The sequence below is a fragment of the Bacillus sp. DB-2 genome, from assembly GCF_003315125.1.
Taxonomy (GTDB): domain Bacteria; phylum Bacillota; class Bacilli; order Bacillales; family Bacillaceae_G; genus Bacillus_A; species Bacillus_A mycoides.
In genome coordinates this window covers 132,422-146,301 of sequence record NZ_QNRN01000005.1, presented here as the reverse complement: position 1 = coordinate 146,301, position 13,880 = coordinate 132,422, and the positions used below count along the sequence as shown (strand labels likewise).

At 34.1% G+C, this 13,880-nt stretch carries 12 protein-coding genes and 3 pseudogenes; 10 read left to right on the top strand and 5 right to left on the bottom strand.

The features are described from left to right. Window positions 1–33: 33 nt before the first annotated feature. Entirely contained in the window at window positions 34–1,113 is a 1,080-nt protein-coding gene (locus DET63_RS10350; protein WP_113936654.1) for an RNA-guided endonuclease InsQ/TnpB family protein, read from the top strand. Window positions 1,114–1,269: 156 nt separating this feature from the next. On the opposite strand, the pseudogene DET63_RS10345 reads toward DET63_RS10350, so the two are convergent. Then, window positions 1,270–1,500: pseudogene (locus DET63_RS10345) on the bottom strand (DUF4352 domain-containing protein); the annotation flags it as partial. 515 nt (window positions 1,501–2,015) lie between these two features. Between DET63_RS10345 and licT the strand changes: the two are divergent. The 7 genes from licT to DET63_RS10310 all read left to right on the top strand — a co-directional run bounded on the left by licT (window position 2,016) and on the right by DET63_RS10310 (window position 9,223). Further along, complete coding sequence (gene licT / locus DET63_RS10340; protein ID WP_113936652.1) at window positions 2,016–2,864, top strand: BglG family transcription antiterminator LicT; 849 nt, start codon at window positions 2,016–2,018, stop codon at window positions 2,862–2,864. A 143-nt stretch (window positions 2,865–3,007) separates the two neighbouring features. Then, window positions 3,008–4,900 carry a beta-glucoside-specific PTS transporter subunit IIABC gene (locus DET63_RS10335; RefSeq protein WP_113936651.1) on the top strand — a complete coding sequence of 631 codons (1,893 nt, stop codon included), beginning with the start codon at window positions 3,008–3,010 and terminating at the stop codon, window positions 4,898–4,900. 95 nt (window positions 4,901–4,995) lie between these two features. Further along, window positions 4,996–6,435, top strand: a complete 1,440-nt coding sequence (locus tag DET63_RS10330) for a 6-phospho-beta-glucosidase (RefSeq protein ID WP_113936650.1) — start codon at window positions 4,996–4,998, stop codon at window positions 6,433–6,435. A gap of 416 nt (window positions 6,436–6,851) precedes the next feature. Beyond that, window positions 6,852–7,412, top strand: coding sequence for a GNAT family N-acetyltransferase (locus DET63_RS10325; protein WP_113936649.1), 561 nt, complete (start codon window positions 6,852–6,854; stop codon window positions 7,410–7,412). Window positions 7,413–7,793: 381 nt separating this feature from the next. After that, complete coding sequence (locus DET63_RS10320) at window positions 7,794–8,252, top strand: MarR family winged helix-turn-helix transcriptional regulator (RefSeq protein ID WP_113936648.1); 459 nt, start codon at window positions 7,794–7,796, stop codon at window positions 8,250–8,252. Continuing rightward, the gene (pssA, locus tag DET63_RS10315; RefSeq protein ID WP_113936647.1) at window positions 8,245–8,829 is read left to right on the top strand and encodes a CDP-diacylglycerol--serine O-phosphatidyltransferase; all 585 of its coding nucleotides are present in this window, start codon (window positions 8,245–8,247) and stop codon (window positions 8,827–8,829) included. Before DET63_RS10320 ends, pssA begins: the two co-directional genes overlap by 8 nt. A gap of 22 nt (window positions 8,830–8,851) precedes the next feature. Beyond that, window positions 8,852–9,223, top strand: coding sequence for an ATP synthase subunit I (locus DET63_RS10310; protein WP_098635075.1), 372 nt, complete (start codon window positions 8,852–8,854; stop codon window positions 9,221–9,223). A gap of 121 nt (window positions 9,224–9,344) precedes the next feature. On the opposite strand, the gene DET63_RS10305 is transcribed toward DET63_RS10310, so the two are convergent. From DET63_RS10305 to DET63_RS10290, 4 genes and pseudogenes are all read right to left on the bottom strand, one after another. Then, window positions 9,345–9,446 (bottom strand): YjcZ family sporulation protein, encoded by a 102-nt coding sequence (locus DET63_RS10305; RefSeq protein ID WP_000505688.1) that lies wholly within the window; start codon window positions 9,444–9,446, stop codon window positions 9,345–9,347. Window positions 9,447–9,996: 550 nt separating this feature from the next. After that, a complete protein-coding gene (locus tag DET63_RS10300) occupies window positions 9,997–11,172 on the bottom strand; it encodes an MFS transporter (RefSeq protein WP_113936646.1) in 1,176 nt (391 codons plus the stop codon). A 288-nt stretch (window positions 11,173–11,460) separates the two neighbouring features. Further along, window positions 11,461–11,772: an ArsR/SmtB family transcription factor gene (locus DET63_RS10295; RefSeq protein ID WP_002011018.1), complete on the bottom strand. Its 312-nt coding sequence runs from the start codon at window positions 11,770–11,772 to the stop codon at window positions 11,461–11,463. A gap of 194 nt (window positions 11,773–11,966) precedes the next feature. Next, window positions 11,967–12,068, bottom strand: a pseudogene (locus DET63_RS10290) (TetR family transcriptional regulator); the annotation flags it as partial. Window positions 12,069–12,312: 244 nt separating this feature from the next. Between DET63_RS10290 and DET63_RS10285 the strand changes: the two are divergent. Together DET63_RS10285 and DET63_RS10280 are read left to right on the top strand one after the other, a co-directional pair. Beyond that, window positions 12,313–12,942, top strand: a complete 630-nt coding sequence (locus DET63_RS10285; RefSeq protein ID WP_113936645.1) for a VanZ family protein — start codon at window positions 12,313–12,315, stop codon at window positions 12,940–12,942. A gap of 137 nt (window positions 12,943–13,079) precedes the next feature. Further along, window positions 13,080–13,715: pseudogene (locus DET63_RS10280) on the top strand (hypothetical protein). The last annotated feature ends 165 nt before the right edge of the window (window positions 13,716–13,880 follow it).

Here is a 13,880-nt window from a genome sequence, read left to right as displayed (position 1 = left end):
TGTTGAGAATCAAAAAACAAAGGGGTGAAACGTATGTCACAGACCCTAACAGTGAAAGTGAAATTGCTTCCCACAAAAGAACAAATTCGTTTATTGGAACAAAGTAGCCGAGAGTACATTAAACTCATAAATACACTTATATCTGAAATGGTTGAAACAAAGGAAAGTACGAAAAAAAGTACGAAAGATATTGAAGCGAATATACCAAGTGCCGTGAAGAATCAAGCAATTAAAGACGCGAAAGGCTTATTTGCTACAAAAGTAAAGAAAAGCAAGTATAAAATCATTCCGATTTTAAAGAGACCTGTTTGTGTATGGAACAATCAAAATTATTCATTTGACTCCACTCATATTTCAATCCCGTTTAAGGTAAAAGGAAAGTCAACTCGTTTAAAGGTCCGTGCTTTATTAATCGATAAAAAAAATCGCAATTTGGATTTGTTAAAACATAAGTTGGGTACACTTCGTATCACAAAGAAATCGAATAAGTGGATGGCCCAAATATCTGTCACACTTCCTACAAATGAAAGAGCAGGGACGAAAATTTTAGGAGTAGACCTAGGTCTCAAAGTCCCCGCGGTAGCAATCACAGACGATGACAAGGTTCGTTTCTTTGGGAATGGTAGGCAAAATAAATATAGGAAGCGTAAGTTTCGTAGTGTTCGTAAGAAGTTAGGAAAAGACAAAAAAGTGAATGCGATTCGGCGATTTGATGATAAAGAACAAAGATGGATGCAAGATAAAGATCATAAAATAAGTCGTGAAATCATTGATTTTGCAATTGCTAATCATATTTCTGTCATTCGTTTAGAGCAACTAACGAATATAAGACAGACGGCAAGAACAAGCCGTAAAAACGAAAAAAACCTACACGCTTGGTCATTCTATCGTTTGTCACGATTTATTGCGTATAAAGCAACATTAGTTGGTATTCAGGTTGAATATGTAAATCCGGCTTATACAAGTCAAAGCTGTCCGAAATGCGCTGAAAAGAATAAGGCACAAGACAGAAAATACAAGTGTTCATGTGGGTTTGGGACACATCGTGATATCGTTGGGGCGATGAATATTCGCTACGCAACTGTGATTGATGGTAACAGTCAATCAGCCTAAGCACCTATATGGTCTGGTTTAGGAGGGGCAATGAGATGCCCTCATCTTGAAGGCTGTTTAAAACAGAAATGGACTGCGAACGTTTAGTCATTCAAGAATCCCACCCGTAAATCCGTAAGGATTCGGGCTTGCGACTTTAGTCGTGGGAGTCTCAACTATAACATCTAATGAATCGGCAGAGCTTATTGATATGTATACATCAGAAGAATCTCCCTGGGTGGGAAGTTCTTTTTGAGGATCCTTGTTGCTAAGGTCATCATTCTTTGTTTCTTTAGAAGTCTCCTGTTCGTTTTTCGTGTTACTGCTAGATGTATCATGTGAACTGCAAGCTGATAATGCAAATAAGAATGTGCTACATAAGAATGATGTTAATAACTTTTTGTTCATAGTTTGTTCCTCCAAATAGAAGTACTTTCATGGGTGCCATAATGATTTAATAAATCTGTATTTTTCTTTATATGTATTAAATGTTACATTTTATTATATTTGTTTTGGGATAAAAAGGAAACTGGATACAAATAAACAAGACACTTTGCAGTGTCTTGTTTATTTAAGTTATGCGCATTACTTAATAAGACGCTAGTTTCTCATCCTGAACATGAGTAACTATGTAGGGTGTTTTAATTATAACATTTTAACCAGTAATGGGTCTATATGGAATTTGATGAGGAATTGAAAAATGATTAGGCATGTTTTCCTTTGTAAAAAAAATTTCAATAATTTATTATTGCAAACGCTTACCCCTTGTGTATAATAAAGGTAAGTTAATAATTACAAGGATTGTTACTGTTCGGCAGGCAAAACCTAAATTGATCCAAGGAGGCTACATATGTAGTTTTTTGGAATCAGTTTAGGTTTTTTTATTACCTTTTGTGATTTTAAGAAAAAGAAGGCGGAACAATATGAGAATCCATAAAATCTTAAATAACAATGTTATTTGTACGATGAAGGATAATGAGACAGAAGTTGTACTTATGGGCAGAGGTTTGGGGTTTCAGAAAAAAGTAGGCGATACAATTGATGAATCTAAAATAGAAAAAACCTTTGTTTTAGAAACAAAAGAATTATCAGAGAAACTTGCTAGATTGTTAACTGAAATTCCTGTGCAGAATTTAGAAATTACAGAGAGAATTATTCAGTTTGCTAAGACAGTTTTGCCAGGGGCTTTAAGTGATTATATTTATCTTACATTAACGGATCACTTAAGTTTCGCCTTAACGCGGCATAAAGAAGGAATGGATCTCAAAAATACTTTGCTTTGGGAGATTAAGAGGTTTTATCAGAAAGAGTTTGAAATTGGTCTACAAGCTTTGAATATGATTGAAGAAGAGACTGGGTTTAGACTTTCTGAAGATGAAGCAGGGTCAATTGCACTACATTTCGTTAATGCGCAGCAAGGAGAGCCGGCGATGCAGCAAACGGTGGCGATGACGAAAATCGTCCAAGATATTTTAAATATTGTAAAGTACCACTATAAGATGAACTTAGATGAAAATTCATTTAATTATAGTCGGTTTGTAACACATTTACGATATTTTGCCCAGCGTTTAATGCAGAAGGAATTGAATTCGGCCGAAGATGATTTTTTATATGAGCAAGTGAGAAGTAAGTATCATGAAGCATATAGTTGTACAGAAAAAATAGAAGCATACTTACGAAAAGCACATAATAGTCATCTTTCAAAAGATGAAAAAGTGTATGCAACGTTGCACATTCATCGTGTAACGAAGCGCAATGAACTATGTAATTGAATAGACGGGATTGTTACTGTTTGGCAGGCAAAACCTAAATTGACTTCTAATTGAGTGATTCGTATGTATCACGTTATTAGAGTTAGTTTAGGTTTTTTCTTTTATAAATGATAAATGGGATGATTGTAAGGAGGGGAACTACTATGAAGTATGAACAATTGGCAAAAGACATACTGAAAAATGTTGGCGGGAGAGAAAATATAGATAGCGTTGTACATTGTATAACTCGTTTACGGTTTCAGTTAAAAGATGAAGGTAAAGCGAATACGGAAATACTGAAGAGTATGGAAGATGTTGTAACTGTTATGAAAAGCGGTGGACAATATCAAGTTGTTATTGGTAACCATGTATCCGACGTGTATAAAGCGGTTATTGCTGCTGGAGGGTTTCAAGAAACAGAGGAAGAAAATGCGGGTGAGAAGAAAAAGAGTAGTCTTATAGATATTCTTTCTAGCATTTTCACTCCTATTTTAGGAGTACTAGCTGCAACAGGGATGATTAAAGGATTTAATGCACTATTTGTAGCATTAGGTTGGTTAAGTACGCAGTCAGGAACGTATCAAATATTAAACGGGGTTGGGGATTCGTTATTTTATTTCTTCCCAATCTTCCTAGGATATACAGCAAGTAAGAAATTTGGAGGATCGCCTTTCATTGGTATGGCAATTGGGGGAGCTTTAGTTTATCCAGCTTTATCAGGTTTAAAAGCAAGTGAGCCATTATATACGCTATTTGCTGGAACGATGTTTGAATCACCAATTCATATTACGTTTTTAGGAATACCAGTTATTTTAATGAATTATGCGTCATCTGTTATTCCAATTATTCTCGCTACTTATTTTGGATCGAAAGTAGAAAAGTCTTTAAAGAAAGTCATTCCGGATGTTGTGAAAACATTTTTAGTACCATTTTTCACATTACTTATCGTTGTACCAGTTACATTTCTTGTGATTGGCCCGATTGCGACGTGGGCAGGTCAATTTTTAGGACAGGCTACACTTTGGGTTTATAATTTAAGTCCATTAGTAGCAGGGATAGTACTTGGTGCTTTCTGGCAAGTGCTCGTTATTTTCGGACTTCATTGGGGAATTGTCCCGATTGGCTATAATAATTTAGCAGTGCATGGTATTGATCCTATATTAGCGCTTATATTCGCTACTTCATTTGCTCAAATTGGGGCTGTTCTTGGAGTTTGGATGAAAACGAAAGACCAGAAAATAAAAACGCTCAGTATTCCAGCTTTTATTTCAGGTATTTTCGGAGTTACAGAGCCGGCGATTTATGGTATTACACTTCCTCTTAAAAAGCCGTTTATTATGAGCTGTATTGCGGGAGGAATTGGCGGCGGAATACTTGGCGTATTCGGTACGCAAGCTTATATGACAGGTGGTCTTGGGATATTTGCGCTTCCAACATTTATTAGTCCGAAAGAAGGTATCACAGCTGGATTTTGGGGCGCAATTATTGCGATGGTTGTTCCCTTAATATTAGGTTTTATTCTTACTTACTTATTTGGTTTTACTAAAAAGCAAACATCTACAAAAACAGCTGAAACAATTGGTAAAATTGCTGCATCAAACGATGATGAAATAATCTTTAGTCCTTTTCATGGTGTAGTTAAGCCACTCCAACATATTGATGATGCTGCATTTGCATCAGGTGCGTTAGGTGAAGGGGTTGCAATTGAGCCTTCAGAAGGAAAGTTATTTTCACCAGTTTCAGGTACGATTTCTGCACTTTTCCCAACAAATCATGCAGTAGGAATTACGGCGGATTCAGGTGCTGAAATTTTAATCCATATTGGTATGGATACTGTGAAATTAAATGGCGAATTTTTCTCTTCTCATATTGAACAAGGAGTAAGAGTAGAAAAAGGGCAATTACTTATTGAATTTAATATAGCTGAAATTCAAAAGGCGGGTTATATTGTGACAACACCAGTTGTTGTTACAAATTATGATAAATATAGCATTAAAAAAACTGAAGTAGAAAAGATTCAAGCAGGAGATTCTTTACTAGAGTTAGCAGTTAAATAGTAGTTACATTTCATACAGGTTCAAACGAAGAAAGGTATTCTTTAAAACTTGCAATGCCTTTCCTCGTTAATTCTTATATAAAGGAGTTTTTCTATATGTCTAAAGTTATTTTTCCTAAAGGATTTTTATGGGGTGGAGCAATCGCAGCCAATCAAGCGGAAGGCGCATATTTAGAAGACGGGAAAGGGTTAACGACGGTGGATCTATTACCAACTGGTGAAAACCGTTGGGACATTATGAAAGGAAACATTCATTCATTTACACCGGTAGAAGGGGAGTTTTATCCATCACATGAAGCAATTGATTTTTATCATCGTTATAAAGAAGATATTGCGCTGTTTGCAGAAATGGGATTTAAAGCGTTACGCGTATCTATTGCATGGACACGTATTTTCCCAAATGGTGATGATGAAAAGCCAAATGAAGCAGGATTAAAGTTTTATGATAATTTGTTTGATGAACTGTTGAAGTATGGCATTGAACCAGTCGTTACGATGGCTCACTTTGATGTTCCTGTTCATTTAGTAGAAACGTATGGAAGCTGGAGAAGTAGAAAGCTTGTCAATTTCTTTGAGACGTATGCAAAAACGATTTTTAATAGATATAAAGATAAAGTGAAATATTGGATGACATTTAATGAAATTAATATGCTTTTGCATTTACCTTTCATGGGAGCAGGGCTAGCATTTAAAGAAGGTGAGAACAAAAAACAAATTCAATATCAAGCAGCGCATCACCAACTTGTCGCAAGTGCTTTAGCTGTGAAAGCATGTCATGAAATTATTCCAGATGCGAAGATTGGTTGTATGCTTGCTGCAGGTGCGACGTATCCATATACATGTAATCCAGATGATGTTCTACGCGCGATGGAGCAAGACCGTGAATCATTCTTCTTCATTGATGTACAAGCAAGAGGGGCATATCCGGGATACGCAAAACGCTTCTTTAAAGATAACAATTTAACAATTGAGATGGAAAAAGAAGACGAGGAAATTTTAAAAGAGCATACAGTTGATTATATCGGATTTAGCTACTATTCAAGCCGAGCAACAAGTACGGATCCCGAAGTGTTAAAAAGTATAACGAGCGGAAATGTATTTGGTTCTGTTGAAAACCCATATCTTGAAAAATCAGAGTGGGGATGGACAATTGATCCGAAAGGCTTCCGTATTACAGCGAACCAGCTTTACGATCGTTACCAAAAACCTTTATTTGTCGTTGAAAATGGTCTTGGTGCAATTGATCAATTAAATGGTGAAGACGAAGTGAATGATGAATACCGTATTGATTACTTGCAAAAACATATGACGGAAATGTCAGAAGCAATCCAAGACGGGGTAGATATTATCGGATATACAAGCTGGGGACCGATTGATCTTGTAAGTGCCTCTACTGGAGAAATGAAAAAACGTTACGGATATATATACGTTGATAAAGATAATGAAGGAAAAGGTTCATTAAAAAGATCGAAAAAGAACAGTTTCAATTGGTATAAAGAAGTAATTAAGACGAATGGTGAGAGCTTGGAGTCTTAAGTATAATGTGGTATGAACATAAGTTTGCCGAAACGGCAAGCTTATGTTTTTTGGTTGCGGCAAACTTATGCTTCTAGGATTTGAAGAATATTTTTAATGCCGCTTTTAAATAAAGTCACGGTGTTTATAAAAAAGACGTGATGTTTTGTCCTTTTGAATCTGTTTATCTAAAGAGATGTTTTTATAGTGAAAAGAAGGTCTGGACTGAAAGGCGGATTAAGGAACTGTTGAGTAGCAATAAAGTTACTCCACTAAAGGGCCATATAATGGAATGGATTCTTGTCAAAATTGAAAATATTTGAAATAATTGTTATTAGGTTGAAGGAGATCGATTGCAGAAAAAGGTGATACGACTTTCTCTTACTTAAGAATTCTGGAATAGTTAAAAAATCCGATTAATTATATTCCGAAAGGGTGTGTGTAATATATTATCAACTAACATTTTTACTTATAAATCTAAAGATGGAAAAACAGTAACAATTAGAGAAGCTAAAGAACAGGATGCAGAAAGAATGCTAGATTCTGCTTCAAAAGCTTTAATAAAAGCTCCATACATGCTAAGTACGGTTGAGGATGTAAAAAAGATGAGTGTTGATGCTATTCAAAAAACGTTAAAAGCTTATTATGAAAATCCAAATTATGTAAAATTTATTGCTGAAGTTGATGGTAAGTTAGTCGGTGCAATCGATTTTAAGAACGGAAACAAAGAAAAAATTAGTCATCAAGGGGCTTTTGCGATGACCATACTACCTGAATATCGAAATTATGGTATTGGAAGAGCTCTTCTAGAAACGCTAATCAATTGGGCTAAAAATAACAGTAAGATTGAAAAAATTTCTCTTGAGGTAATGGAAGATAATTTAGGGGCAATCCAGTTATATAAGAATCTAGGCTTTTTTGAAGAGGGTAGAAAAGCAAAGGGTGTAAAATTGGATGGCGACTATCAAGATTTAATATTAATGGCTTTATTTGTTTGAAATTGAACCTTATTCAACAATAGGGCGAGATTGTTGGGCAAACACAGATAGAAAAAGGAGTAAACTTTTAAAAAAAATTATTCACAAACAATAAATAACCCAAGCATTTTAATCAAACTTTATTACAAACCAACAGCATTCACGGCAAGCTTATGGGTTAATAACTAATCCACGGCAAAGATATGCTTTCTTTAGTGGCAACTTTGTGGGTAAAGTCACATGTAAAAAGAAGACATCAATTAAGATGTCTTCTTTTTGGTAAAATGGTAAGTGAAGGATGGAGCGATATTTCCCTTTACACGAACATAAAGGTATAATGTAGTTTAGTTAAGTTAACTAAACTATATAGCGAAATAACAGCATGACTGGAGGAAGAATGCTATGACTAGATCGTATAAAGAAGTAATTAATGAAATGAATCGAGCCTACAATGACTTCTACATTTTACTATTTCAGGAGTTAAAGGATGAGTTCGGTCTTACAGGGCAGCAAGAGAGCATGCTATTTTATATCAATTTAAATGAAAACACGACAGCAAATAACATTGCGAGTACTTTTAATATATCGAAAAGTGCTGTGAGCCAAGTTTTATCGAAATTGGAAAAACAGAAGATGATTTCGAAACAAGTAAACCCTAATAATAAACGGGAGTATTTCCTTACACTTGGTCCAAACGGTAGTAAGTATATAGAGCGGTTGTCTGAGTTAGATGACGTATTAATTGAGAAATACTTTTCTAAAATCGATATAAATGCTTTAGAGCAAATGACTGATACGTTAACGAAAATAAATAAAGTTATATTGGAAGAAAAACAGAAGGCTATTGATTCTAATGAGTAAGACCCGAGATGAAGCAATTAGTAGAAAGGAGGAGAAGCGTGTTATGAGTTACATACCAAATATGATTACGATAGCAAATTTTGTATGTGGGCTTTTGGCTATTTATGCTGTTTTCGTTCACGATATGTATTTGGGGGCAGTTTTTATTATTACAGGAATGTTATTTGATTTTTTTGATGGTATGGTTGCTCGGAAACTAGATTCTGTTTCGGAAATGGGCGGAGAACTAGATTCATTTGCGGATTTAGTTACTTTTGGTGTAGCACCGTCTATTCTTGCATATAGTGTCGCTTTAAAAGATTTGCAGTCCATCGGGATGTTATGTGCGCTTGCTTACAGTGTTTGTGGCATGCTTCGACTTGCGAGATTTAACACGCAACAAAGCAAACTCCCAACATTCATCGGAATGCTCATTCCATTTGCGGCAATGTGTCTCCTTATTTTATGCCTCCTAAATAACCCAGTTTCCGTGGCATTTGGCACATGCGTACTCGCTTATTTAATGGTGAGTAAAATAAAATTCCCTCATTTTAAAAAAGATATATCGGAAAGCTTGAAGTCCGAGAGATGGGATTAATGAGAAAGATAAGGAGCATAACATGATTCGTATGGCATTAAGATCATTCAACATACAAATATATTGTTTGCTAGGCGTGATGTTACTGGGATGGTTGATGACACCTTTTCGAGCCCAGTTTGTAGGGATAAGCATCGGCCTTTTAGTTAGTATGTACTGCGCCTGGATTTTAGGAAGGCGTATTGAAAAGTTCGGAAATAGCATCGTAAAAAAAGAAAAAGCACCAATGCTTGGCATGATGAATCGGTTTGCAGCCGCAATACTCGGAGCGATTATTATGTATGAAATTGAACACCATGAATTCATGTGGACATTTGCTGCTGGAATTATGGCTGGGTATTTCTTAATTATTATTAATTTAGGGTATTACAGTATGAGAGATGTGGAGGAATAAAGAGCTGTGTAAATAACTAATTTGAATGTAAAAGCCTAAAAATATAAAAACCTTCTTTTATAGAAAGCTTTTTATTACAAAGAAAAGACACCCATATAAGAGTGTCTTTTCCGATAGTTTTTTAGCAGAAGCAAGAAGCTCCAACAATGATCAATAAAATAAACAATACAACTAGTAAAGCAAAGCCGCCGCCACAACTACTACAACTACCACCAAATCCCATAATAGTTCCTCCTTTAATAAGAGGGGAAACAAGGGGTCACTCATGTATTTTAACGGATTCAATTTACTTTATGTTTTTTACGCAATAATTGAGCAGGTCCTTTTGAAAATAAAGAAAAGACACCCTAAGGTGCCTTTCTCCGACTTGAACCATCTTAATTTTAATAATATTGGACTCCCGTCCAAATATTATTTTACCATGTTAATTTGTTTTTGGAAATATTCCATATCGATAATTACAATACACGTTTTAGTTTTTGAATTATTTATTTGTTTAAAAGTTGAAATTAATAAGAACCCCATAAATGATAAACCATTCCACTAACGAAAAACACTAATCCTAAAAACAACACAATTAAAGCAAGTACTCCATTTTGATTATGTTCCATAAAACTAGCTCCTTTTAGATTTATAGTTGTTTATTCTTTCATACAAAAAAGCCTTTAGTCGTAATTATGGCTAAAGGCTTTGATCATTATACTTTTCACTTTATAAAATCTTATGAGAAGAATTTATAATGTTTTTTTATCAAATTTGAAACTGAAAATGTACTAGCTTGATAATGAAGCCTGGCTATTAGAATTGAAAAATTTTAGTTTTATTATAATTAATAGAAATGAGAGTAGTGTGAATATAAATCCGCTCCAAATAAGCTGGTGAATACCTAAGTTTGAAATGAACCAGCCTCCAATAGTTGTTCCTAAAGTAATTCCGAGGTTTGAGAACGAAACGAATAGACTATTACCGAATTCAGGCGCTTCTTTTGCTTCGCTTATTAACCATGTTTGACCAACAATTAATCCACCAGCATGTACGATTCCCCAAATGAATACGATAAAAATCATTGGAACAAGGTAGGAACCTAAATAATAAACCAATATGTAAACAATAGAGTATAGGATAGGGAATAATATTACTGTATTTACTATACTTTTTTGCAGGAGACTACCAAATAAATGATTACCTAAAATCATAACTATACCAAATATGAATAGCATGATACTGATGAGAGATCCATTCATGGAAGTTACTTTTGCAAGGTACTCAGCGAAGTAGCTGTATACGGAAAACATGGCTGCAAAAAGGAATGTGACGGTTAAAATATTTAACCATAATCCTGGTTTGCCGAGTATACGAATTTGTTTGCCGAAAGACATTTTTTCTTTAACAGGCATAGAAGGAAGTAGGATTAGTATTCCAATGAATGCAAGAGCGTTAACAAGCGCTCCGAATAAGAAAGCAATTTCGAGTGAAAATTGATCTGCAAGGTAAGAGGTTAGTGGTACACCTAAAGCAAAGCCAACAGTAATTCCCATGAAAACTTTTGTAACCGCTTGACCGCTCTTTTCTGGAGGGACAAGTTTAGCAGCTGTTACAAGAGCGATTGAAAAGAAGAGTGGGTGAAGTGCTGCCGGTAAAATACGAAAAATAAGCATGATTTCAAATTGTGTTGTATAAGCGTAGATTATATTTGAAATAACAAATATGAAAATTGCTGATAATAAAATTATTTTGCGATTCATACTAGAGACGAGCAGAATTAAAAACGGACCAGAAATAGCAACGACTAGTGCAAATATACTTACTAAAAATCCAGCTTGTGTAGTTGAAATTCCGAATTTTTGAGTGATTTGTGGTAATACGCCGACAATACCCATCTCGGTAGTAATAATTCCGAACACACCTATTGCGAGTGTCAGAATAAGTAAAGGATTTACTTTTTTCATTTATAAACCTCTCCATTCGTATCAGTATTTTGAAAGTAAATTCATTAACAAATAAGCATTATTACAAGCATGATTGGATGCCAATATTATCAGGATTATGTAATTCGAAATACAATAACAGATATCTAAATAACTAGATATGATATATTAAAAAATTTTCTCCTTTCTATGTTTCTTGCTTTTATAGGTAGTGCAATCTTATAAAAAAGTAATTGGGTACCTGTAAAAAAGCAGAATGTGTGAAAGCTAATAATCAATTGATATGCAGATTGATTATTAGCTTTCATTTTATAATTCGTTTTGAACGTATTCAGAAAACTCTCGTATTGTTTTTTCATTTCGGCGATAGTAGGTCCATTTTCCAATTCGGTCAGAGTCTAGTAGTCCTGCTTTTTTCATAGTTAATAAATAACTAGAAATAACCGATTGGGCTAAGCCAGTTTTAAGCTGGATATCTCCTACGCACACTCCAACTTGAAAGTTAAGGCCTTGCTCTAGATAAGGTTTTTCATCGAAATGGTTTTCTGGATTTTTCAACCATGATAAAATTTGACATCTTGTTTCATTTGACAATGCTTTATAAATTAATAAAGGTTCCATAAGGATATTATATCTGCTTTTATAGATTTGTAAATGGATTTTGGTGATTTTAAGGGGAGAAGGTATATGTGATCCCCTTAAATAGGAATGAGGTGCTCTTAATCTGTACCCTTTGTAAAGGACATTCTAAAAAAAGTTAGGCAACCTAAAAAAGATGATTTCGGTATGCAAACAGGAGTCATCTTCTTTAAATTCTATTGATAGCAAGAGTGATTATAGTACGTCATATATTTCTTAATTTCATGTTTTAACTGAACAAACGATTCACATGATTTTATATATGCTTCATCGGTTAAAGTACTACGAGGATTACGGGCAAAAATGATAATATTGTTAGGTTTAAGCATGTTGTTGCCTAGCTATCAATGGCGGATTCCTAAGAAGAGTAATAATAAAACCCAACTGAAGATTTAAGAAAAATTTTATGTTTACCCCACTTTTTATTTCAAAAGTTTCTCCTATCCTATAAATGAGTTACATCAAGAAGGATACTAAAAACGACAAAGTCATAGATGAAAATGTAAAGTTAGGGGATTCTACATGCATACAGGAGTTTTGATGAGTTATTTGTATACTTATTTTTTTACTATTATTTTTTGTGTAGTGTTTCAAATTGGATTGTATTCTAAAGCGAAAGGAAATGTATCTATTCGGCATTTTCTATGGGTATATATTTTTCTGTTCTATCTTTCGCTAGTGTATAAGGTGACTCAGATCGCGACTGTATGGGATATAAGTCGATATGAAACGTGGATTCGTGTAAATCAAATTAATTTGACTCTATTTGATACGGCAGGTAGTACGACGTATCTTTTGAATATTGTACTGTTTATGCCGTTCGGTTTTTTATTACCTACTATTTGGCCGCAGTTTAGAAAAATGAAAAACACCGTATGTGCGGGATTCTTTTTTTCATTGGCAATTGAGTTAAATCAATTACTAAATAATAGAATTACAGATATTGATGATTTATTTACGAATACCCTCGGGGCGATTGTTGGGTATGTATTATATAAAGTATTATATACAGCATTATTTAAAATGATATTAAAAAGAGAGGAAAAAAAGCTTGATACGAACTCTTCTCTAGTCATAAAATACGAGGCTATTTTTTGTTTAGTGTGTTCATTTGTAGGTGCGATGTTCATTTATTATCCTGGAGACTTGTAATCCTTCAATGAGATACGATCTCGTTTATAAAATGATTCTAGTTCTCCTCGCTTAAACACGGTAAAATGTGAATGATTCATCCCTTTTTCTAACTTAATAGATACAGTTTATGTATTACATGATAGGTGGGTGTAAATGTGTTAAATGTTCAATTATCTCAATACTTACTAAAAGAGTCTCAAACAGCTCTTCATACAGATGGAAAACGAGTGTATATGTAAAAAGATGAAGGGTTATCACCTTATCCTATCTATTTAAATCACCGTATTATGATGGGTGTGGGAACGAATTGGAATCAGCATAAAGGATTTGAAGAAATCATTAAAGGATTTATAGGCTTAATTAACAAATTTCCTATGTATATGGTATTTGAAACTTATTTGCGCGGTGACTTTATTGAAAGGTTTTTAGAAGAGAATAAATTCACGTTTGAGCTAGTTTTTACTAATAAGAAAAAGGATACGAACTTTTTTAAAGTGTGCATTACCAATAGTGATGATATAACTACACTTATGAAGTATTTCTTCCAATCAGCACAAGATTCTCTCTATACGTTATTAAGCTATTCAGCAGAATGTAAGATGATTAGTAATCATACTGGTGAGATTGAAATAAAAGCGGACAGTTTCTATCCAAGCTTCTCATTTATGTATGATGCGCAAGAATTATTTATTATTGGCGGGGAAGAAAAATGGTCACATATCCATTATATAAAAAGATTTTTTCATCTTGAGCAGATTACAGATGAGCTAACTATTGATGTAAGAAAATGAATTTAATGATGATGTGTTAAAGTTTTTACCAAGTAGAGAAGTTGATAAACGTATATTAATATTTTCTGATTTAAGAATAGGTGTATTAATTGGTGCTGAGTGTTTTAATTATATAAGTTTTGAATCTAAGGAATTAAAGTTAGTTGAGCAATTTTGTGTAGGGGA